Source organism: Lewinellaceae bacterium (assembly GCA_020636105.1).
In the GTDB taxonomy this organism is placed as follows: domain Bacteria; phylum Bacteroidota; class Bacteroidia; order Chitinophagales; family Saprospiraceae; genus BCD1.
This window is the reverse complement of sequence record JACJYL010000001.1, coordinates 3,797,460-3,819,804: the sequence shown is the minus strand read 5'-3', so window position 1 is coordinate 3,819,804 and position 22,345 is coordinate 3,797,460. Positions and strand designations below refer to the sequence as shown.

General features: G+C 39.3%; 15 protein-coding genes. 11 read left to right on the top strand and 4 right to left on the bottom strand.

All coding sequences use genetic code 11. The features are described from left to right. Positions 1-168 precede the first annotated feature (168 nt). Positions 169-687: a hypothetical protein gene (locus H6571_14325; protein MCB9324913.1), complete on the bottom strand. Its 519-nt coding sequence runs from the start codon at positions 685-687 to the stop codon at positions 169-171. 359 nt (positions 688-1,046) lie between these two features. Here H6571_14325 and H6571_14320 point away from each other — a divergent pair, with 359 nt between their 5' ends. Further along, positions 1,047-2,393 carry an IS4 family transposase gene (locus H6571_14320; GenBank protein MCB9324912.1) on the top strand — a complete coding sequence of 449 codons (1,347 nt, stop codon included), beginning with the start codon at positions 1,047-1,049 and terminating at the stop codon, positions 2,391-2,393. 1,863 nt (positions 2,394-4,256) lie between these two features. Here H6571_14320 and H6571_14315 read toward each other — a convergent pair. Both H6571_14315 and H6571_14310 read right to left on the bottom strand, forming a co-directional pair. Continuing rightward, positions 4,257-4,946, bottom strand: coding sequence for an RHS repeat-associated core domain-containing protein (locus H6571_14315; protein ID MCB9324911.1), 690 nt, complete (start codon positions 4,944-4,946; stop codon positions 4,257-4,259). Positions 4,947-4,950: 4 nt separating this feature from the next. After that, on the bottom strand, positions 4,951-6,858 hold the full coding sequence (locus tag H6571_14310; protein MCB9324910.1) for a DUF3857 and transglutaminase domain-containing protein: 1,908 nt from the start codon (positions 6,856-6,858) through the stop codon (positions 4,951-4,953). A gap of 185 nt (positions 6,859-7,043) precedes the next feature. Here H6571_14310 and H6571_14305 point away from each other — a divergent pair, with 185 nt between their 5' ends. Continuing rightward, on the top strand, positions 7,044-7,202 hold the full coding sequence (locus H6571_14305) for a hypothetical protein (protein MCB9324909.1): 159 nt from the start codon (positions 7,044-7,046) through the stop codon (positions 7,200-7,202). 101 nt (positions 7,203-7,303) lie between these two features. Here H6571_14305 and deoC read toward each other — a convergent pair whose 3' ends face one another. Continuing rightward, positions 7,304-7,945: a deoxyribose-phosphate aldolase gene (deoC, locus tag H6571_14300; GenBank protein ID MCB9324908.1), complete on the bottom strand. Its 642-nt coding sequence runs from the start codon at positions 7,943-7,945 to the stop codon at positions 7,304-7,306. A gap of 536 nt (positions 7,946-8,481) precedes the next feature. Here deoC and H6571_14295 point away from each other — a divergent pair. The 9 genes from H6571_14295 (at position 8,482) to H6571_14255 (ending at position 22,286) form a co-directional block, all read left to right on the top strand. Then, on the top strand, positions 8,482-11,805 hold the full coding sequence (locus H6571_14295) for a DUF4175 domain-containing protein (GenBank protein ID MCB9324907.1): 3,324 nt from the start codon (positions 8,482-8,484) through the stop codon (positions 11,803-11,805). A 606-nt stretch (positions 11,806-12,411) separates the two neighbouring features. Then, on the top strand, positions 12,412-12,819 hold the full coding sequence (locus tag H6571_14290; GenBank protein ID MCB9324906.1) for an ATP-binding protein: 408 nt from the start codon (positions 12,412-12,414) through the stop codon (positions 12,817-12,819). A 56-nt stretch (positions 12,820-12,875) separates the two neighbouring features. Further along, positions 12,876-13,295 (top strand): rRNA maturation RNase YbeY, encoded by a 420-nt coding sequence (gene ybeY, locus H6571_14285; protein MCB9324905.1) that lies wholly within the window; start codon positions 12,876-12,878, stop codon positions 13,293-13,295. A gap of 132 nt (positions 13,296-13,427) precedes the next feature. Continuing rightward, complete coding sequence (gene thrA, locus H6571_14280) at positions 13,428-15,884, top strand: bifunctional aspartate kinase/homoserine dehydrogenase I (protein ID MCB9324904.1); 2,457 nt, start codon at positions 13,428-13,430, stop codon at positions 15,882-15,884. A gap of 38 nt (positions 15,885-15,922) precedes the next feature. After that, a complete protein-coding gene (locus H6571_14275) occupies positions 15,923-16,855 on the top strand; it encodes a homoserine kinase (protein MCB9324903.1) in 933 nt (310 codons plus the stop codon). A 57-nt stretch (positions 16,856-16,912) separates the two neighbouring features. Then, entirely contained in the window at positions 16,913-18,235 is a 1,323-nt protein-coding gene (gene thrC / locus H6571_14270; protein MCB9324902.1) for a threonine synthase, read from the top strand. An 877-nt stretch (positions 18,236-19,112) separates the two neighbouring features. Continuing rightward, positions 19,113-20,201 carry a diphosphomevalonate decarboxylase gene (locus H6571_14265; protein MCB9324901.1) on the top strand — a complete coding sequence of 363 codons (1,089 nt, stop codon included), beginning with the start codon at positions 19,113-19,115 and terminating at the stop codon, positions 20,199-20,201. 82 nt (positions 20,202-20,283) lie between these two features. Then, positions 20,284-20,817 carry a rhodanese-like domain-containing protein gene (locus H6571_14260; GenBank protein MCB9324900.1) on the top strand — a complete coding sequence of 178 codons (534 nt, stop codon included), beginning with the start codon at positions 20,284-20,286 and terminating at the stop codon, positions 20,815-20,817. Between the two features lie 224 nt (positions 20,818-21,041). Beyond that, positions 21,042-22,286: a pyridoxal phosphate-dependent aminotransferase family protein gene (locus tag H6571_14255; protein ID MCB9324899.1), complete on the top strand. Its 1,245-nt coding sequence runs from the start codon at positions 21,042-21,044 to the stop codon at positions 22,284-22,286. Positions 22,287-22,345 lie beyond the last annotated feature (59 nt).

Here is a 22,345-nt window from a genome sequence, read left to right as displayed (position 1 = left end):
TTGTTGGCATGCTTTGGCTATCAGGGGGGTAGCTTGGCCATTATCGCTCATCCTGTCAAGACATAAAACACAAAAAGCCCGACCAAATTAATGATCAGACTTTTTGGTTTCTTCGTTGTCTTTGTACCTAATGCCGACTTAAAGCCTTTTAGCACTTGATTCGCATTATTAATCTAACTTTAGAGTTATTTTTTTGGTTAGAGTTTTTTTATTTACTAAAGGCTTTTCAAGCGAAAATTCAAAAACAAAATCAATTTCATCAGCACTAATTTCTGGAGGATTTTGATAACTTTCTAGAAATATTTCTGACTTATTAGGTTCGAGTGAATAAAACTGTTGTCCCCAATCTGCCCCCCCCTTATAACCAAGGTATTCACGATTTCCATTATTCACCGCATAAAAATAATGAGTACTTATATATCTAAACTTTGTTAAAAAAACATAAGTAGTATCATCAGAATTATTATTAACTCTTATTAAAATGAAGTTTAATGAAGTATCAATTTGTTCTCTTAAATCTTCTTTACCATAATAGTCATATTCTCTGTTTAAATCTTCAAAAGATTGTTTATTATGATTTATTATTTCAAAGTAAACACTTTCAGATTTTTTTTGACTCCCATTAATTGCTCCACAGCTTGAAATGAAAAATGCTAGTGGCAGAACAAATAAAAATAATTTAACCATACTATGTTAGTGTTTTAAAGGTTCTTTAAATACTCTTTTATTAGTTGTAGTTTTTCTGACGGGATGGTTTCGAGAGGGCGAAGAGTCTTTGATGGTTTCATCCCCAATACTGATTTTAATGCCCACCTTCCAGGAGTGTTCAATCCTGAGGAATGGCTATTTGAAGGGCTTATTCCTTTATTTTTAAAACTAGCTTTTCCATATATTTGATGAAGAAATTCATGTGCAACTAGATAACCTAACGCATAGTTACGATCAACAGCACCTTTTACATCACCCCCGATGGTCGCAGCTTTCAGCCTTATCCTGTCCCATAAATTTAAAAAAGTTTATTTTTATGTCAAATACAAGTGTTTATTATGCATAAAAATACGGCTAGTTTAGAATTTTGGAGCGAAGAACTCGAGTATTCAAAATTACCTGATGAACGTTTTCGATCAAACTTGGTAAAGATGTGCCATTCTTTGCAAGAGAAGCCAGAACATTCTTTTTCATCTGCATGTGGAGAAGTCGTGAGAAAATCAGCACATCGTCTTTTTTCAAAAGAAGAATCAATTGATATTCAACTTGGGCATCGGCACAAAACGCTAGAGCGGTGTAAAAATCACAACCGGATTTTAGTAATTGAGGATACAGCTGATTTGAATTATAGTAGCCACAAAAGCACTAAAGGTCTTGGTGGTCTTGGTGGAAAAAATACAAAAGGGCTAAATATTCATTCTGCGATGGTTCTGACTACAGAAGCAGAGCCATTAGGATTGATTGGTCAATATATTTGGGCTCCTAGAGCTTCAGGGAGAAAGAAGAAAAACCATAACTATTCAATACAAGAAAAGGAAAGTTTCAAATGGATTCGAACAAAAAACTGGGTTAATGAATGGTTTGAGGACTATCACGGCCAGGTAATTGTAGTTGGAGACAGGGAGGCTGATTTTTATGAACATTTTTCATGGTCACGAAAACAGTCGATTGAACTTTTAATTCGAGCACAACACCTTAATCGCAATATTTTTTATAAGGGAAATAAAACTAAAGTATCAAAAATCCCAGAATTGGTAGAAGAATTAGGGAAGCTAGAAGTAACCATTCCTCGTCAAAAAAACAGAAAAAAAAGGAAGGCGCAGTTATCCCTTCGAGTAGCAAAAATAGAATATCCCCCTGCTTATCATAAAAAAGGTAAAACCCATTCCTTAACATTAGTCCATGTTAAAGAAATAGAAAAGGAAGGAATAAAATCACCTGTTGAATGGTATTTATTGACGACTTTAGAAGTAAATAATTTTGATGAGGCATATGAAGTATTACATTTTTATGTTTTACGCTGGCCTATCGAACGGTTTCATTTAGTACTCAAATCAGGGTTAAAAGTGGAGCGTTTGCAATTTGATGTTTTCATTAGGTTAAAACATGCTTTAGAAGTTTGTTCTTTAGTCGCCTGGCAGCTATTGTGGTTAGCATATATAGGGAAAGCTAAGCCCAATGCAATAGCAGCAGAGGTCTTTGATACAATTGAAATTGAAATTTTGAAACAATATACTGGAGTAAAAATAAAAACAGTAACAGATTTTATTTTAGCCTTAGGTTCTTTATCAGGTTTTGCAAAATCAAAAGTTCAACCTTTGCCTGGAGAAAAATTATTATGGCAAAGTTTAAAATTACTACGAGCCATGAAATTAGGTTATATGCTGAAAACTAAACCGCCATGATTTATGGGACAGGATAAGGCTTTCAGCTTCGACCCTATACGCTCATCATATCCACCCGACCAAAAATAACCCATTCCTTTTCACAAATCAATATATCCAATATTATTCCGAAAATCCAAAATTTCCACATTCTACCAAAGCACAAAAATCCAATGCCCAAGGTGGTCAGCCTTATGTTTTTGTTTCAGTATAAAAGTAATTCAGATCGCCCAGGTTTACCTGGCTTTAGACAGGCTGAAAGCCTTACAGGCATATTCCGGTCAAAGCTATAAGCCTTGTCCATCGACCTTTTTTTATTTTTTTTGTCGACATGCTTCGGACATCAGGAGGCAAAAAGCCCGACGCGCGGCCAGGCTTTTTGTTTCATTGTTTATGTATTTGAAAACGCCCGAGCTGTAAGCTCTACAAGCGTAGCCCGCTTAAGCGATGACGCTTAACCGATCGACCTTTTTTATTTTTTGGTAGGCATGCTTCGGACATCAGGGGGTGCGGCCAGGCTTTTTGTTTTTAATTCAGTGTCTGTGTATTTTTAACGCCCAGGCTGCAAGCCTTAAGTGTGTACCTCGGCCAATGCTACAAGCATTGACCATCGATTAGAGGGACATGCTTCAGCCATCAGGGGCCAGGCTTTTGTTTCATTGTTTATGTATTTGAAAACGCCCGAGCTATAAGCTCTACAAGCGTAGCCCGCTTAAGCGAAAACGCTTAACCTATCGACCTTTTTTATTTTTGTGGCATGCTTCGGACATCAGGGGTCTTAATAATTGACAGTTCTTCATTTCTTGTCAATAGGCTTAGGAGAACGGAAGCAGAAACCAAAAAACAACATTATGCAAATTATTGACCTATAGATAAAAAATACAAATGGGGGTTGCTCAAATTTGGTTCTAACAAAATCGAGATAACTAATTCGATAATTTGCAATAAAAAAAATAGAAAAAATCAAAATAGTCCAAAAAATCCAATTAATTTTAAATTGGTTCTTTTTAAAACCAAAAGGGATCAAAGCAAAGAATCCCGCAAAAAAATAGAACAAATTGCCAATTAATGAAACATATACATTAGTCCCAAGTAAAACAAGTACGAATCCTGTAAGTAAAAATAGAAAAACTAGGGTGCGAGACAAACCTGTCATAAATTTTATTTTTTCACTCATCCTTCTTTTGATTTTGATCAACAATTATATATTCAGGGTTAAATATCTTTTTATCCCCCCGATGGTCGCAGCTTTCAGCTTCGACCCTATACGCTCATCATATCCACCCGACCAAAAATAACCCATTCCTTTTCACAAATCAATATATCCAATATTATTCCGAAAATCCAAAATTTCCACATTCTACCAAAGCACAAAAATCCAATGCCCAAGGTGGTCAGCCTTATGTTTTTGTTTCAGTATAAAAGTAATTCAGATCGCCCAGGTTTACCTGGCTTTAGACAGGCTGAAAGCCTTACAGGCATATTCCGGTCAAAGCTATAAGCCTTGTCCATCGACCTTTTTTTATTTTTTTGTCGACATGCTTCGGACATCAGGAGACGATTAACAACTCGATTTGCGTTGGGTATCAGGAATGGAATCAAAGTCCACTAAAATCCAAAATTGGCCATGATAAAAAGCACAGTATAATGATCAAAAGGATTCCAATCCATATTCTTTTTATTGAATTTAAAATAAGAAATACGATAAATGATTCAATCAACAAAAATGTTAATTGGAACACTATGCCCACTTTAAATGGCCATAATTCCTGTGCTAATAAGTACGCAAAAAGGTTAAACCCACCATGTCTTCCGTCAAAAAAGACAACTAAGTTTAATAGGTTAATGACAAAGAAAATCATGCTACCTGCAATTGCCAATCGATTAGTTTTCATCATCTTCACATCTATTTTCATTAATTACTTTATCATACTCAGCAGTTTTATTAATAGCCCAAACATTCCAAATAATTGATGTAATTTCTCCTCCTGCATTTTTGACTAATGCATTGACAAATCCATTTGAATTAGGCCCTGTTGCATTATAGTCAGGAAGATTAATATAATTTGGAGTCCGTCCTTCTTGGTCAGCCCCTTCAACTTGAAAAAGTTGAGCATCTTCTAATATTTGGTTTTCAAAAGAATAATCTCCTTCGGGAACCCCTTCTGGCCTATTTACAACTAGTGGGAAGACATCAATCCTGCCTCCAAAATTTCCACCATAATCATCAATTCTTGGCCTTCCTGTTTTTTGACCTTCAGCTGGTTCCCATAGTTCTACGATTTTATCTTGCGAATCAGTCTTTACCCTAAGGAAAGTGTGCCGGCCAACCTGTACTTGAATACCGGTATTGCCAATTTCATGCATTACCCTTTCTGTATAGGCCCAAACTGTATCCCCTTGAGGATCAATGTTACCAATAGGATTATTTAAAACGTAATTATAAGGAGACCATGGGGTGTATTTTTCAGATTCTGGGTCTATTTGTCCCCATCGAGCGATACTAGGGTCAAAATATCTTTTCCCATAGTCATACCAACCTATCTCCTCATTATACTCCTTGCCATTATACAAGTACCTACTCCTGCACCAACACCGCCTTCATGTTATCTGCTTTGGCGATTTGTTTGAAAAAATCACGGTATGTGGTGTATTGCTCAGGCGGTAATTCTTTGCGATGAAGCTCCAGCTTTCGGGTGAGGATGAGCTGTCCGGATTGCTGTTCGACGGTCATGGAAAAATGGGCGTAGTCATTTTCCAACGACACATTTTCGTTCGGCACACTTTCCACCGCATAACCTTCGGGCAGCATGAACACAATGGTGTCCAATTCAATAAACCCTTCGTTGATGATAATAGGATGGATTCGGTTTTCCTTCCTGGGCGGAATATCCTCATAGGTGTTGATCACATTCAATGGCAGGAAAATGCGTTTTCCCGCCTTGGATCCATACCGTCTCGAGTGAGCCTGGTAGGAAAAAGTGCTTTGGGGAGCATTTTTTTCCGTGGCCACATGGAACGATGAGAAACTGGCCGATGGAATAGCGGTACTCCTTTCCAGCCAGGTTTTTGTTTCCGTTTCTGAAAGTTGATTTTCGATGGCCCGGAAAATTTCGTGTCTGCTGCCGGTGGCCTTTATGGTTTGCTCAATCTCTGCCGAACCATCCGGACTGAAATTTATAACGGTTTTGCTTTCCTGTACGTTTTTGTCAAAAGCCAGTTCGGGCGTTTTGACCAGGTGCCCGCCAGTTTCCTGGATCAATAAAGCATAACGGTTGGCATTGCTCGATCCGATATAGTTGGGCGGAAAATCCGTGCTGGTGCATTCCAGCCAATAATTTTCGGAAGGCACATAAAGGATGACATGGTTGAAATAGGACGTGGTAAATGCTTCCGAGGCCTGGTAATTTCTATCTCCACTTCCGATCAATGCCGGCCGGGCATCCACCCCAACTTCCGTCAGCATGGCGTACATGTAATTGGTCAGCGCCTTACAATCTCCGTATTTATTGCGGTAGACGTATTCCGCATCAAAAGGTTGCCATCCTCCAAGGCCCAACTGTACACTTACATACCGCATGTTTTCCTGCAAATAGCGGTACAGGATTCTTATTTTTTCAACGTCCGATGAAGCGTCTTTGGTAAGATCTTTTATCTGTTCCACCAGTTCCTCCGGCAATTTATCGCGGCCGGCGTATAATTTTTTTACGAACCCGCTGAATTCCTCCCAGGTGCTCATCCCCCCTTCGTACTGATCGATCTTAAAATGATCGGGCGCCGTCATAATGATCGGGAATACTTTTCCGGCAACAGGCATATCCTCTTCGTAAAGCAATGCCGGTAATTGATGAAAAGACCACGAATAAACATCCATATTCTTTTCCGTTTCGAGGGTCACCTCCTTTTCAATGTTTAAAACCTCGTAGTGAAATTTCATCCCTTTGGGCAGTTTCACCACAAAAGTTGAATTTTCAACGGAACAATAAAACGACGGCTGCACGTACCAGTTGGGGAAGGAGGCAAAGGCCGTTCCCGAATAAGTACTTTCATAGGAGTATTCTATCGTAAAAGGATAGGAAGGATGGCTGGCCCGGTAATATTTATAACGTTCATCGAGGTAAATGGAAAAACCGTCAATGGCGCTATGGTCGGAAAGGTCAGAACTTTTTACCTTCCGGACCAGGTTGCCGAAGGCATCAAAAATACGGATGGAAATATGATCGACTTTCACCTGGTTGCTGTATGAAAAGTAGAGCTCGCCCGCTTTGCTTTTTTCGTTGAGCAGGGTAACCACTTTTTTGAATTTACCGACTCCCTTTTCTTCGGAAATTACGGTAAATTCCCCATAATCTTCCCGCACCACTTCCCTCGCATCATTAAGCAATGCCTTGGGGATTTTAAAAAATGCATACTCGGGCATATCCTGGGCCGAAACCAGTATGGGAAACCAAAAAAGAAAAAAGAAGAAAAAGCTTTTAGTTATCATTGGCAAAAGTTTAGCATGTTTCAGGATAGTAAATATAAAGTGCCGGGGGCCTGTTATCCTTGCAAATTTAATTTTTATACTGATGTAAAAAAATTAGATGTTAAAAAAGTAGTTTGGGTACTTAGGATAGTTAAGTTGAAAATATTAGCTTTGCGTCATTCTAAAAACAAGAAAGATAAAACGAAATGAGCACAACGAAAAATTCTGCTGCCGGGATGAACTGGATTCTTACTTTAGCTTCACTTGCTGCTTTAGCCGCATTTTTGATGTTCAAACCAGAATGGTGCTGGCTGACATTCCCATTTGTGGGAACCTTTTTGGCCAAATCCTTTGATGTTATTTAATCTGTATAACATCCTGCTTGCTATACCATACAAAATAGTCTTTGGACGATACCTTGCTTATCGTTCAAACCATATTTCACATTAAAAAAGAAAATTTCGGGTTAAATGAAATCTAACCCGGAGGAAGTTCCGATCCGGTGTGCCCCGGCTTCCAGTAACTGCTGCGCGACTTCTTTACTTCTAATTCCGCCTGAAGCCTGGATTTTAACTTTTTTAGTCAGCAATGTTTTAAGGAATTGAATATGCTCGACCGAGACTCCTGTTCCGTTTTTACCCGAAGATGTTTTCACAAAATCGGTATCGAGTTCCATGCAAATTTTACAGGTTTTTTTGATCTCTTCGCTGGTTAGCAAATCTGTTTCCAAAATGATCTTGACCACTTTTCCCCTGAGATGGGCTGCCGTGGTTACACTATTGATATCATTATAAACATAACTCCAGTTGCCTTCTTTTACGGCACAAATATTAATGGAAACGTCCACCTCATCCACTCCGTCATCAATGGCTCTTTTGATCTCTTCCACCTTGGCTGCAGTAGCTGAGTATCCTAAAGGAAATCCGATAACCGTGACTACCTTAGGAGGTTTCTCTTCAAGAATCTGAGCGGCATGGCTTACCCAATAAGGGGGTACACACACTGAATAGAAGCCGTGTTGCAAAGCTTCACTGCATTTATTTTCTACGTCTTCTTTTGTACAGGCTGCACCCAGAATAGTATGTTCAATAAAACTCGCCAATTTCATATTAATCAGGGTATAGAATTATTTTTACTATTAATTTAGCAAAAGGATTTTAACTTGTATTTTCATAAAGACTGCAATATATTACAATTTGTTTGGCCTGTAAAGTTTTTGTTACTTTTTTATGACAATGAATTTTATTCCATTATTTATTCCTGCCACAGAGGAGAAAAATACACTCCTCAAATAATGTATTCCTTTGAATGCCGCATGTTAATTTTGTTTCACAGGATAGTCTGAACATCAATGAATTATGCATCGAAAATTTTTAAAAAAAATAATAATATTCATTTGACAAGCTCTATTTCGTCCGGATTTTGCTAAATAATATTTATTTCTGGCACGTGATAAATCTTTTTAATAAATTGCACGTTAAAGTATTTAAGCCTTGTTATTTTCCAGCAGCTCTTTTCTATTGAAAGACTGTAACAAAAAAAGAGGCCCCCATACCATTTTCATTGTTTTAAAACTGTGTATTTTGCAGATCCATGCATCCTGCAAATAAGACAAATGTCTTTTAACAAAAGCTTTTTACTTAGATGAACGTTAATGATAATTATTCGCTACTCATAGAAAAATTAGATTCATTCATTCGTAAATATTACCTCAACCGACTGATCAGAGGTAGCCTTTACAGTATAGGATTTATTTTACTGGCTTTTCTGTTCATCAGCCTGATGGAAAATTATTTCTATTTCAGTGCTGTGGTAAGAAAAACCATGTTTTATTCCTTTCTCCTGGGTAGTGCAGGAGCGTTGGGATATTGGGTGATTGCTCCGCTTTTACAATACTTCCACCTGGGTAAAGTAATTTCCCATGAACAGGCGGCAGGAATTATTGGGGATCACTTTACTGATGTAAAAGATAAATTGCTCAATATCCTTCAATTGCGGGCACAGGCTGAAAGCAAAACGGATCAAAAAGATCTGATTCTCGCGAGTATAGATCAGAAATCAGATAATATCAAAATAGTCCCTTTTAAGTCGGCGATCAATCTTAGACAAAACAGGAAATACCTGCGTTATGCCCTGCCACCTTTATTATTGTTGTTGATTATTTTGTTTACAGCCCCCAGCCTGATCAGCGATAGCGCTACCCGATTGATCAAAAACAATGAAGATTTTAAAAAACCGGCTCCTTTTTCATTTGTTTTGAACAAAGAGGATTTGAACGTGATCCAGTTTGAGGATTACCCGCTTGGCATAAAAATAGAAGGCAATGAATTTCCGAACGAGGTGTTTATCAATGTAGATAACTACCAGTATCGGTTGACAAAAGTAGCCGTGGATTCTTTTACTTACCGATTCAGCAACGTTCAAAAAGAAACTGAATTCAATTTATTTTCCAGCGGAGTGTCGTCAGAAGATTTTACGCTGAATGTATTGAAAAAACCCAATATAGCAGGTTTTGATGTATCCCTTGATTATCCGGCTTATACCGGCAGAAAAGATGAGGACCTCAATAGTGTGGGGGACCTGGTGGTTCCTGCGGGCACCAATATCAACTGGGTTTTCAATGCCCTGAATACGTCCTCCATTAAAATCGCTTTTTCGGATGAAGCACCGATCGAAGCCAAACGTTTCGACGATGATCTTTTTTCACACAAAAAGCGGGTACTCAAGGATCAGACCTACAAACTGTTCGTTTCCAATGAATCTTTACCATTATCCGACTCCATCAGTTATTCCATTTCTGTCATCCCTGATCTCTATCCGGAAATCAGTGTAGAGCAATTTCAGGACAGCACCGATAAAAAATTGTTCTTTTTTATCGGTGATGCTTCTGATGATTACGGGCTGACCAACCTCAGTTTTAACTATCGCATTAAACACGAAAATGAGCGGGAAGAAGAACTTAAATCAATTCCTGTTAAAAAAGCGGATACCAAAAAAATAAGGTACGATTATACTTTTGACATCAATGAAATTGAATTGACTCCAGGGGATGAAGTGTCCTTCTTTTTTGAAGTCTATGACAATGATGGTGTCAATGGTCACAAATCCTCCCGTACCAGTATGATGGTTTATGCTGTTCCAACCATTAAGGAGTTCGAAGCCATGGCGGAGGAAAATGATCAGAAAATCAAAGATGATCTTTCCAAATCTATAGAAGAGGCGAAAAAGATCCAGGAGGAAATGAAAAAAATGAGGGAAAAACTACTCCAGGAAAAAGACCTGGACTGGAAAGATAAGGAGGATCTCGAAAAAATGCTCGAAAGACAAAAGGAACTCGAAAAACAATTTGAGCAGGCCAAAGAAGCTTTCAAAGAGAACATGAAAAATGAGCAGGAATACAATAAAGCCGATGAAAAAATATTAGAGAAGCAGGAACAACTCCAGCAACTCTTTGAAGAAGTGCTCAGTGAAGAGATGAAGGAGCTCATGAAGCAGATAGAGGAAATGATGCAGGAACTTGAAAAGGACAGCGCCCTGGAGATGATGGAAGAAATGCAGTTCAACGACGAAGAAATGGAGAAAGAACTCGATCGGTTACTTGAATTGTATAAGCAACTGGAAGTGGAAAAAGAAATGCAGGATGCCGTGGAGGAGCTTGAAAAACTGGCGGAAGAGCAGGAAAAGCTGAGCGAGCAAACAGAAAACGAAGAACTGCCCCAGGAGGAACTCAAGGAAAAACAAGAGGATCTTCAGCAAAAGTTTGAAGATTTAGAGAAAAAGCTGGAAGATACAGAAAAGAAAAACGAGGAGCTGGAAAGTCCCAAAAACATGGGGGATCACGACGAGGAAATGGAAGATATTGAAAAGCAAATGGATGACAGCCAGGAGCAGTTGGATCAAAAGGAAAATAAAAGTGCCTCCAAATCTCAAAAGAAGGCTTCCGATAAGATGAAAAAAATGGCTCAGTCCATGGCGATGGAAATGCAGGCAGGAGAGATGGAGCAGATGGAAGAAGATATGAAGGCCCTGCGCCAATTGCTCGAGAACCTGGTAAATCTTTCCTTTGACCAGGAAGACCTCATGGATAAATTTGGGATCACCCAGATCAATACTCCAAGGTACATCCAGCTGGTTCAGGAACAGTTTAAGTTACAGGATGATTTCAAACTGGTGGAAGACAGCCTCCAGGCATTGAGTAAGCGGGTGCTGCAAATAGAGTCTTTTGTGACTGAAAAAGTTGCGGACATCAAAGGCAATATGCGTAAAAGTATTGAGGAACTTGAAGAAAGACAAATCCCCAATGCAACGGACCATCAGCAAAGAAGCATGAAAAATCTGAATGACCTTGCCCTGATGCTCAGCGAAGCGATGAATCAGATGCAGCAGCAAATGTCCAGTATGATGCCCGGATCCCAAATGTGTAAAAAACCCGGGGGCGATGGGCCCGGGGGGAAACCCAAAGACAAAATCAGCCAGGGGCAGGAGAAACTCAATGAGCAGATGAAAGAGATGATGGAAAAAATGAAAAACGGAAAAGGAGGCGGCAGCCAGGGATTTGCTGAAATGGCCGCCAAGCAAGCTGCCATGAGAAAAGAACTCAGAGAAAAACAACAAAAATTACAGCAACAAGGGAAAGGCAGCAAGGAACTTCAGGAACTTATTGATGAGATGAATAAAACTGAAACAGATCTTGTCAACAAAAAACTGACCAATGAAATGTTGCTCCGCCAACAAGATATTCTCACTCGCTTATTGCAACACGAAAAAGCAGAGCGGCAGAGAGAATTTGATCAAAAACGAAAAGCGGAAGTAGCCCAGCAATTCAAAAGAGAAATGCCTCCTTCCTTGCAGGAATACATTAAAAAACGGGAAGCAGAAATAGAATTGTATAAATCGGTCTCTCCTTCCCTGAAACCATACTATAAACAATTGGTGGATGAGTATTTCAAATCGATGAAAGAAAATTAATCCGAGTCAGCAAAGATTTTAAAATTCCATCACATCACAACATGAGTTCATCCCGAATTTCATCTAATCAGATTAAATTCGGGATTTTTCTTTTACAAAAGAAATAAACCGCAAAATTTAGAAGTGTTTGGGTCGTGGGTTAGGTGTTTTGCGACAAAAAATGACTTTTTTCCAAAACCCAAACCTTTTGCCCACTCACTTTTACACCTGCCTTCCTGCGTCTGCAGGCAGGTTTTAAATTCCTTGTATTACACCTGCCTTCCTGCGTCAGCAGGCAGGTTTTACATTTAAAAAATACTTCAAATAATCAAAAAATTTCTATTTCAGACAGTTTTTGAAAATTAGGGATGACTCATGTTTTTTTAGCCGCTACCCTGATACCTTAGTGTTTTTTTAACAAAAAGCCTGGTTAAACACCACCCACCGAAGAAATCCCCTTGCGTTTATCCTTAAAAACCCTTACATTTGTAATCGCGTTTTGGAATTTTTGTTCCGGGCGTCATAATCCTACACATTTTCTTCATGAACATATTTGACCCTTAGTGTGTTATATACTTTGGCACATAGATTGCTTTAGAATTACAAACAAAAACTTCTAAACACATGATGAGATCGGGATTGTTGAACATTGAATTGAGGTCAAACCCTAGAAATATTTCAATGATTGATGGCTTTGTCCAAAAACTCGTCGAAGAATACAAATTAAGTCCAAATCAATACGGCAACATTTTAATAAGCCTTACCGAAGCCGTCAATAACGCCATAATTCATGGCAACTCTAAAGACGAATCCAAGAAAGTTCAAATTCAGTTACGCAGGTTAAAAGACAAACTTGCCATCAGTGTTTCCGATCAGGGCAGAGGCTTCGATCCTTCACAGGTAAGTGATCCACGATGTATGGAAAACATTGAGGAGTGTGGCGGCCGCGGAGTGCTCATTATGCGTGAACTTTCCGATAAAATACAATATCTCAATGAAGGTCGAACAGTAGAAATGCAATTCAAAATTCGCTAATGACTGAAGATTTTTTTCCAGAATTTGATGATATTTTAGAAGAAGGGGGTGATACCATCCAATTTTTCTCAGAAGAAACCGATTTCAACCTCGGCAACCAGGCCGCTATTTCCGACTGGATAAAAAAAATTATTTCTAAAGAAAATAATTCCCTTCGTCAACTCAATTTCATTTTGTGCAATGACGAATACCTGCATAAAATGAATGTGGAATATCTCAACCACGACACCCTCACTGATATCATTACTTTTCCTTATTGCGACCCTCCTGTCGTCCATAGCGACATTTTCATCAGCGTTGAAAGGGTCGAAGATAATGCTAAAATTTTCAACACTTCTTTCAATAACGAACTCCATCGGGTCATCATTCACGGAGTGCTGCACCTTTGTGGTTATGGTGATAAAACTGAAGAAGAGCAAAAGATTATGAAAGAAAAAGAAGATGAAGCTCTTCTCCTACTGAAACATCATAAATAAAATTCCTGAATCTCGTAACTCCACACAATTTTTGATCTCAATCACCTTGTAGGTCCTCGCCCTATATAGCATTACTCCAAAAAAAAATATACTTTTGCACTTCAGTCCTGACCGGTCATAAAAATTCACATCATGAAGGTATTAAAATTCGGAGGATCATCCGTTGCCAAACCAGAGCGCATTCGGATGATACTTGACATCTTGAAAGATTATTATACGCAAGGAGAAAAATTTGCAGTCGTATTTTCAGCTTTCGGAGGAGTAACAGATTCACTAATCGAAATGAGTCGCCTGGCATCAAAAGGGGATGAAAGGTATCTTGAACTTTTTGGAGCATTCAGCAAAAGACACCTCGATACTATTGATGACCTTTTGAATGAAGAAAACGCCAAAATGTCAAGGCCAAAACTGGAGAAAAATCATGAAGTATTAAAAAACCTGCTTCATGGTGTATTCCTCGTAAGGGAAGCTTCGGCCAGGACCATGGATTATGTCTTGAGCTTTGGGGAACGCAATTCCTGTTTTATCATCCAGGCAGCCTTACAGCAGGCGGGGATTCCCTCTTCGTTCCTCGATGCCCGTAAAATAATTAAAACAGACAAACACTTTGGCGCGGCAAATGTCGACATGGAACTCTCCTTTAAGAATATAAAGGAGTATTTTAATTCACACCCCGAGGTACAGGTAGTTACAGGCTTCATCGCCTCTTCTAAAGGCAATCTTACTACCACCCTTGGTCGTGGGGGATCTGACTATACAGCCTCCTTACTGGCTGCCGGACTGAATGCTGCCCTATTGGAAATATGGACTGATGTCAATGGCGTACTTACCGCAGATCCGCGAAAAGTAAAAAGGGCTTTTACCATTCCTTCCATGACTTATGCCGAAGCTATGGAAATGTCACACTTTGGCGCCAAGGTCATTTACCCGCCAACGCTCCAACCTGCATTGAATAAAAACATTCCGCTGCAAATTAAAAATACCTTCGAACCGTATAACCCAGGCACCTTAATTACGGACAAAGGTGACAAAACAGACCTTCCCGTAAAAGGAATCTCCTCTATTACTGACCTGGACCTGCTCACCTTACAAGGTAGTGGTTTGTTTGGGGTACCGGGTATTGCAGGCCGGCTTTTCGGATGTCTTGCCCAGGCCGATATCAATATCATTCTTATCACCCAGGGATCTTCAGAGCATTCCATCAGTTTTGCCATCCAGCCTTCTTTGGCAAAAAAAGCAAAACGACATATAGAAAAAACGTTTGAATACGAAATGAAAGCCGGAATGATCGATCCGGTAAAAGTGGAAGACAACCTTTCTGTCATCGCCATCATTGGGGAAAATATGAGATACTCCCCGGGGATCGCAGGAAGACTTTTTCAGGCACTTGGTAAAAACGGGATCAACATTACCGCCATTGCACAGGGATCTTCTGAATTAAACATATCCGTTGTCATTGATCGGCCCGACGAGGCTAAAGCCCTAAACTCCCTGCATGAAGCTTTCTTTCTTTCCGATACCAAGGAACTTCATTTATACCTCATCGGGGTGGGCTTGATCGGAAGTACGTTATTGAAACAGATCAAAGCACATGCTGACCACCTGAAATCACAACAATCCATTGAAATTAAAGTCGTCGGCCTTTCTAATAGCAAAAAGATGATATTTAATGAAAATGGCATTAATTTAAATACATGGCAGGAAGACTTACAAAATTCAGCACAGCACAGTAATATACCCGCCTTCATCCAACAAATGAAGGACAATAATTTATCCAATACCATCTTTGTGGATAATACGGCTAATGAAATGATCGCTGGGCATTACGAGTCTATATTGGATTCGAGCATTTCTATTTCCACCCCAAACAAAATTGCCACCTCCTCTTCCTATCTTCAATACCGTCGACTAAAAAATATAGCGGCAAAACGTGGGGTTCAGTTTATGTATGAAACCAACGTCGGAGCCGGACTTCCGATCATCTCAACCTTGAACGACCTGATGATCAGCGGAGATTCTATTCTAAAAATTGAAGGGGTGTTATCGGGTTCACTTTCGTTTATTTTTAACAATTTCAAAGCAGGAACGAAATTCAGTGAATTGGTCACGCTTGCCAAAGAAAAAGGATTTACTGAACCCGATCCGAGAATTGATATCAACGGCATTGACGTCAGAAGAAAACTGATCATTCTCGCCAGGGAAACAGGATTGAATATTGAAGCAGAAGATGTCGTCATAAAAAACATACTGCCCGAAGCATGTAGTAAGGCAAAATCAGTGGATGACTTTTTTGTCGAGCTAAAAAAAGCGGATGATTATTTCGATCAAATGCTAAAAAAGGCATCGGATAAAAACTGTGTATTGAGAATGGTGGCTAAACTCGAAAACGGTAAAGCGACCATAGGGTTAGAGGAAGTAGATCAAACCCATCCGTTTTACACTTTGGATGGAAGCGACAATATGATCGTTTTTACCTCGGAACGTTACAAGGAAAGACCGTTGGTAGTACGCGGACCAGGGGCCGGGGCGGAAGTAACCGCAGCAGGGGTTTTTGCCGAGGTGATCAAAATTGGAAATTTCATCACCTGATTTTATTAGAAAAATTGATGACCAATAACTTAAGATAAATGAGTACTGGAATTAAGGTTTTTGCGCCCGCTTCTGTAGCTAATGTGGCTTGCGGATTTGATACATTGGGATTTGCCCTGGAAAAACCGGGAGATGAGATCATTGCCCGACTTTCCGATAAGCCAGGATTACGTATTACGAAGATAACCGGAGCTGATGGAAAACTGCCTTATGAGGTGGAAAGAAATACTGCCGGCCTGGCTGCTCTAAAATTATTGGAACACCTGGGAGAACAAAATCGCGGCATAGAATTAGAGATCCATAAAAAAATGCCTTTTGGAAGTGGTTTGGGATCAAGTGCCGCCAGTGCGGTAGCCGGTGTTATGGCGGTGAACGAACTGCTAAAACGACCACTTTCAAAAAGAGAACTACTTCCTTTTGCGGCCCTTGGTGAAGAACTCGCGAGTGGTTCAATCCATGTTGATAATGTTGCTCCCTCTTTAATCGGGGGCATTATTTTTATTCGCGACAACGCCACATTTGATGTACACAGACTTCCTTCTTTGGCCGGTTTATATGCCAGTGTTATTTACCCCGAAGTGAATATTCTCACCAAAGACGCCCGCACCATGCTCTCCGATAAAGTACCTTTTAAGGAGGCTATTCGCCAGGGAGGTAATCTTGGTGGCCTGATCATTGGCCTGTATAATGCCGACCTGGAACTCATAAGAAGGTCTTTAAAAGATGTATTGGTAGAACCTCAGCGGGCAAAATTGATTCCTCATTTTTACGAAGTCCAGGAAGCGGCAATGAAAGCCGGTGCTTTGGGATGCAGCATTTCAGGAGCAGGCCCGTCTATTTTTGCCCTTTCGGCAAACAGCCTGGATGCTGAAAATGTAGGAGAAGTGATGAAGGAAATCTTCAGAAATGCTAAAATCGGGCACACCCTTTATGTCTCAAAGATCAACCAGGAAGGGGCTATAAAGTATTAAAAACTGGTTAAAACATATAAAGAAAAGAACTCCATTTTTTGTAAAAACATATCACCGATGCAATTGTATTCAACCAATAACCCATCCAATATAGTGACTTTAAAGGAAGCTGTTTTAAAAGGTTTACCTGAAGATAAGGGGTTATTTATGCCTTCCATCCTTCCCAAATTACCTGAATCTTTCTTTAAAAATATTGACGATTATAGCTTTGAAGCGATTGGTTATGAAGTATGCAAAGCTCTTTTCCAGGGAAGCATTCCTGATGAAACGGTCAAAAAAATGGTGGAGGAAGCGATCAATTTCCCCGCCCCGGTAGTTAAACTGGATGAACAGAAACATATACTGGAGTTATTCCATGGACCTTCTTTAGCTTTTAAAGACTTCGGTGCCCGCTTCATGGCAAGGCTTATGAGCTATTTTTACAAGGATGAGCATCAGGATTTGATCATCCTTGTTGCTACCTCTGGTGACACAGGCGGCGCTGTGGCTGCAGGATTTTACGATACTCCCGGCATCCAGGTGGTCATCCTCTACCCTTCCGGAAAAGTCAGTATGCTTCAGGAAAAACAATTGACCACCCTGGGTAAAAACATTACCGCATTAGAGATCGACGGCACTTTTGATGACTGCCAGGCGCTGGTAAAACAAGCGTTTTTAGACCACGAATTGAACAGCAATCTTCAACTTAGCTCGGCCAATTCCATCAATATTTCACGGCTTATTCCCCAGTCTTTTTATTATTTCGAAGCCTGGAAACAAGTCAAAGGTTATGGAAAGGACGTCGTCTTCTGCATCCCAAGCGGTAACTTTGGCAATCTCACCGCAGGGCTTTTGGCTCAAAAAATGGGATTACCTGTACATCATTTTATCGCCGCCACTAACGTCAATGATGTTGTACCTGCCTACCTGGACAACGGAAAATTTGAACCCAGACCTTCCATCAGAACCATTTCCAATGCAATGGATGTGGGCAATCCATCCAATTTCGCCCGTATGCTTGACCTTTTTAAAGCGGTAAATGGTGATGAATGTTCCACGTGGAACATTATGAAAGAAGCCATTACTGGTTATGCTTTTGATGATTCCGCAACAAGAAAGGCCGTCAAAGAAGTGGAAGATTCTTATGGTTACATTCTGGATCCACATGGAGCAGTTGGATACTTAGCCCTAAAAGAATATCAAAAGGAGCATAAAAATACCACGGGAATCATTCTCGAAACAGCCCACCCTTCTAAATTCAAAGACGACATGGAAGATATTTTAGGGCATGAAATTGAAGTTCCGGAACGAATAAACAGTTTGACTTCCTTAAAAAAAGAGGCCTTTCAAATGTCTGTTGACTTTGATTCGTTCAAGAAATTCCTCCTGGATAAATTCTAAACCCTCCCCTTTTCCCCTACTTTCTTTTTTGAAATATCTAAATAATTCACCAAGATCTGATTTATACCCGAATGTTCCACGTGGAACATTCGGGTAACTAAAGAATGAATTGAACATAATTTGCTCATTCTTTCTTTTTATAGAAACCTTTCCTGTCCTTAAAACTAGAGCTGATTGTTGTGCACAGCCATCTGTTTTTTAAAAAAATAGTATGATCAACTGGTGTTCCGAAAGTTTATTTATATAGTTTAAATGTCATAAACCAATACTTTTTTGTTACGCAGATGGAACAATTTTTTTTGGGGGGACCTAATAAAAAATAAAAAAATATTTGTTAAACCATAATTAACCTGTAACATCATTTATGAATAAAAGTGTGGCCTCATTCAGACATTCTTTTTAGAGTCATGAAAAATAAGGAACAATCAAAAAATAAAGAAGCCTTCTTATCATTTCCAGTCCAAATAACAGATTTGTAAAAGAGACCGTAAGTATAAAATTACCTTTTTCTATTTTTATTTTTATTTTCAAAAAGCCGTATTTTCAAAAAAATGATCTTTTTGAAAATTTTAATTTCCTCTTTTATTTTCAAATTAGTGATTTCTACAAAAAACAATCAAAAATGTAAACTTTACTAAAAATGAAAAAAATCTATTTTTCTCAGTATTTTCCATATTTCATAGCCTTTATCACCCCTAAGAATGGTATTCTGTGTGAACACGAGAAAAATAATGATTTTTGACTTCTGTTTTTTACGGTAAAATTTCCCATAATACATTAAATAATAATTATATTATTATTACTTATATATATTTCGTATACATTTTTTCCCTCTTCTTGATTTTGTAAAAAAGTATCTTTGTTAAAATTTATAACCATGCTTACTTATAATAATTCACAACTCATCATAGAATCGGCAAAAGTCAAAGAAGGCAAAATCACCTGGAGGAGTCCTTCCAATATTGCCATCATCAAATATTGGGGAAAACACGGAATACAACTTCCTAAAAATCCTTCCATTAGTTTTACCCTGGAAAATGCCTATTCGGAAACAACGCTCTCTTACCGACCAAAAGAAAATGCCTCCAATGAAATAGAAGTCAATTTTATTTTTGACGGCAGTTCAAATGAAACATTCAAAAAAAAGACGACAGCTTTTTTTCAAAGTATCACCGACATTTTTCCTTTTTTGCGTCAATTACAATTCGATATCCAATCCTCCAATTCTTTTCCTCATTCCGCCGGCATTGCTTCCTCGGCATCAGGTATGAGTGCCTTGGCATTATGCCTTTGTAGCCTGGAACATCAATTCTTCGGAACACTCGAAGATGATGTCGCTTTCAGACAAAAAGCTTCTTTCGTTTCACGCCTGGGATCTGGAAGTGCCTGTCGTTCCATTTACCCAAATCTGGCGCTTTGGGGACAGGCCAATGAATGGGAAGGATCCTCTGATCTTTTTGCCATTCCAATTGAAGATCCCCATGCTGTTTTCACTACCTACCATGATGACATACTCATTGTGAGCAAGGGAGAGAAATCCGTTTCCAGTCGGGCGGGACATGGATTGATGGACGGAAATATTTATGCAGAAAACCGATATGCCCAGGCGAGAAGCAGATTACACAATCTTCAGCAAATTTTACGCAATGGAGATGTAGAGGCCTTTGGTAAAATAGCAGAAAGTGAAGCCCTCGTTTTACACGCCCTGATGATGAGTTCAAATCCGCCTTATATTCTAATTAAACCAAACACCCTTTTATTAATTGAAAAAATTCAACGCTTTAGGGAAGAGACGAAACTCCCTTTGTATTTTAGTCTGGATGCCGGCCCTAATTTGCATCTTTTATACCCCCATGAAATAAAAAACCAGGTACAAGAGTTTATTACATCATCACTTGCCCCATTTTGCGAAAACGGGATGTGGATAAAAGACAATGTCGGCCGGGGTCCCTTACAGCTGGAATGAAATGGCTGACCTGATTTTTTTGTGGATTATTGTACCCGGTCGTTTCTAATGAACGTCTAAAAAATATACCAAAGCAGGAAAAATGAAATTAACATTCATCTCTCTTTTTTTATTGATTTTTACATTTCCGTTTTCGGGATGTGCTCAGAAAGATCCGCAATTAAATGCCGGTTGTATGGATGAAAAATTTGATCAAAAAGTAAACCAGCTGTTAAGTTACAGTGTACCCGTAATGGATGTGGATCAGCTAAAAAATGAAAAAGAAAAGGTAGTGATTCTGGATGCAAGGGAGAAGGTAGAATACGACGTCAGCCATATAGAAGGAGCTCAATGGATTGGCTTTGATCATTTCGATTCCACCGCTCTTCAGCAAATACCGAAAGATTCCAAAATTGTAGTGTATTGCTCCGTGGGGTATCGAAGTGAAAAGATCGGAGAACGGCTTCAAAAAATGGGCTACACAGATGTCAATAATTTATACGGCAGTATTTTTGAATGGGTAAACCGCGGCAATAATGTTGTCGACAAAAATGGACTAATTACCCGTAAGGTTCATACTTACAATAAAAACTGGAGCCAATGGGTAGATGAAACCAAAGCTGAAAAAACCTGGTAATTCATAAAATTCAACCTAGGCAGGCTGGTTCGGAATGGGATTCCGGGCCAGCCTGCCTTTTTTTATTGCCTTTGAAATCGGAATAGCTCCTTAAAAATAAACCCCTTAAAAATCACTAATATTCACGCCAATGGCTAATTTTGCATTTCATTTATAAACAGGTGTTTGTGTAAATATTCACTTCATCTTTGATAAAATTAAACAGAAAAATAAAAACATCTATAATGGATATTTTTCAAAAGCTCAGAGAAGAGAGAGGCCCTTTAGGTAAATGGGCTTCTTATGCACACGGTTATTTTACTTTTCCAAAATTGGAAGGAGAGATAGGAAGCCGTATGACATTCCAGGGAAAAGAAAGAATTGTGTGGAGTGTCAATAATTACCTTGGCCTTGCCAACCATCCTGAAGTCAGGAAGGCAGATGCCGAAGCCGCTAAAGAATGGGGACTTGCTGCTCCAATGGGGGCAAGGATGATGACAGGTGAAACCAAATACCACGAACAACTCGAAAGTCAACTGGCCGATTTTATCCAAAAAGAAGAAGTTATGCTGCTCAATTTTGGATACCAGGGAATCATGTCCATCATAGATGCCTTATTGGATCGTCATGATGTAGTGGTTTATGACAAAGATAATCACGCCTGTATTTATGATGGCATTCGCATGCAATTGGCCAAGCGTCTTCCATTCGAACACAATGATATTAAGAGTTTCGAAAAACAAATGGAAAAGGCCAAAGTAATAGCTGAGGCAAGTGGCGGAGGAATTCTTGTAATTACCGAAGGCGTTTTCGGAATGAGAGGAGAGCAGGGAATCCTCAAAGAAATTGTAGCACTCAGAGATCGTTTTGATTTCCGTTTGTTGGTAGATGATGCCCATGGTTTCGGTACACAGGGCGAAACAGGATTTGGCACAGGGGAAGAACAAGGTGTGCAGGATGGTATTGACCTGTATTTTTCCACCTTCGCAAAATCCATGGCCAGCATTGGTGCTTTTGTAGGTGGTGAAAAAGATGTCATTGAATATCTGCGTTACAATGTTCGTTCACAGATTTTTGCCAAATCGCTCCCTATGCCATTGGTCATTGGTGCCATGAAGCGTCTTGAGCTGCTGAGAACAAAACCTGAACTCAAAGCAAAGCTTTGGGAGAATGTTAGACTTTTGCAAACAGGATTGGTTGAAAACGGATTTGACATCGGAAATACCAGTGCCTGTGTCACGCCTGTTTACATGGACGGATCCATTCCTGAAGCGACTGTCCTGGTAAAAGACTTGCGTGAAAATTATAATATATTCTGTTCCCTGGTGGTTTATCCTGTGATTCCAAAAGGAATGATCCTTTTGAGATTGATCCCCACAGCAGTGCATACCAAAGAAGAAATCGAAATTACCATCGAAGCTTTCAAGGAAATTGCCGTTAAATTAAAAGAGGGCGTCTATCAAAAGATCGCGGAATCGATTACTGCCTGACAAGTTTAAATAATAAATTCCTCGTACAAAATAAAAAGGGCTGGCAATTAAAATTGTCA

Bases quoted from the DNA above. Each gene is read 5' to 3' on its own strand.
- H6571_14325 (MCB9324913.1), bottom strand. From the start codon at position 687: ATGGTTAAATTATTTTTATTTGTTCTGCCACTAGCATTTTTCATTTCA.
- H6571_14320 (MCB9324912.1), top strand. From the start codon at position 1,047: ATGCATAAAAATACGGCTAGTTTAGAATTTTGGAGCGAAGAACTCGAG.
- H6571_14310 (MCB9324910.1), bottom strand. From the start codon at position 6,858: ATGATAACTAAAAGCTTTTTCTTCTTTTTTCTTTTTTGGTTTCCCATA.
- H6571_14305 (MCB9324909.1), top strand. From the start codon at position 7,044: ATGAGCACAACGAAAAATTCTGCTGCCGGGATGAACTGGATTCTTACT.
- deoC (MCB9324908.1), bottom strand. From the start codon at position 7,945: ATGAAATTGGCGAGTTTTATTGAACATACTATTCTGGGTGCAGCCTGT.
- H6571_14295 (MCB9324907.1), top strand. From the start codon at position 8,482: ATGAACGTTAATGATAATTATTCGCTACTCATAGAAAAATTAGATTCA.
- H6571_14290 (MCB9324906.1), top strand. From the start codon at position 12,412: ATGAGATCGGGATTGTTGAACATTGAATTGAGGTCAAACCCTAGAAAT.
- thrA (MCB9324904.1), top strand. From the start codon at position 13,428: ATGAAGGTATTAAAATTCGGAGGATCATCCGTTGCCAAACCAGAGCGC.
- H6571_14275 (MCB9324903.1), top strand. From the start codon at position 15,923: ATGAGTACTGGAATTAAGGTTTTTGCGCCCGCTTCTGTAGCTAATGTG.
- thrC (MCB9324902.1), top strand. From the start codon at position 16,913: ATGCAATTGTATTCAACCAATAACCCATCCAATATAGTGACTTTAAAG.
- H6571_14265 (MCB9324901.1), top strand. From the start codon at position 19,113: ATGCTTACTTATAATAATTCACAACTCATCATAGAATCGGCAAAAGTC.
- H6571_14260 (MCB9324900.1), top strand. From the start codon at position 20,284: ATGAAATTAACATTCATCTCTCTTTTTTTATTGATTTTTACATTTCCG.
- H6571_14255 (MCB9324899.1), top strand. From the start codon at position 21,042: ATGGATATTTTTCAAAAGCTCAGAGAAGAGAGAGGCCCTTTAGGTAAA.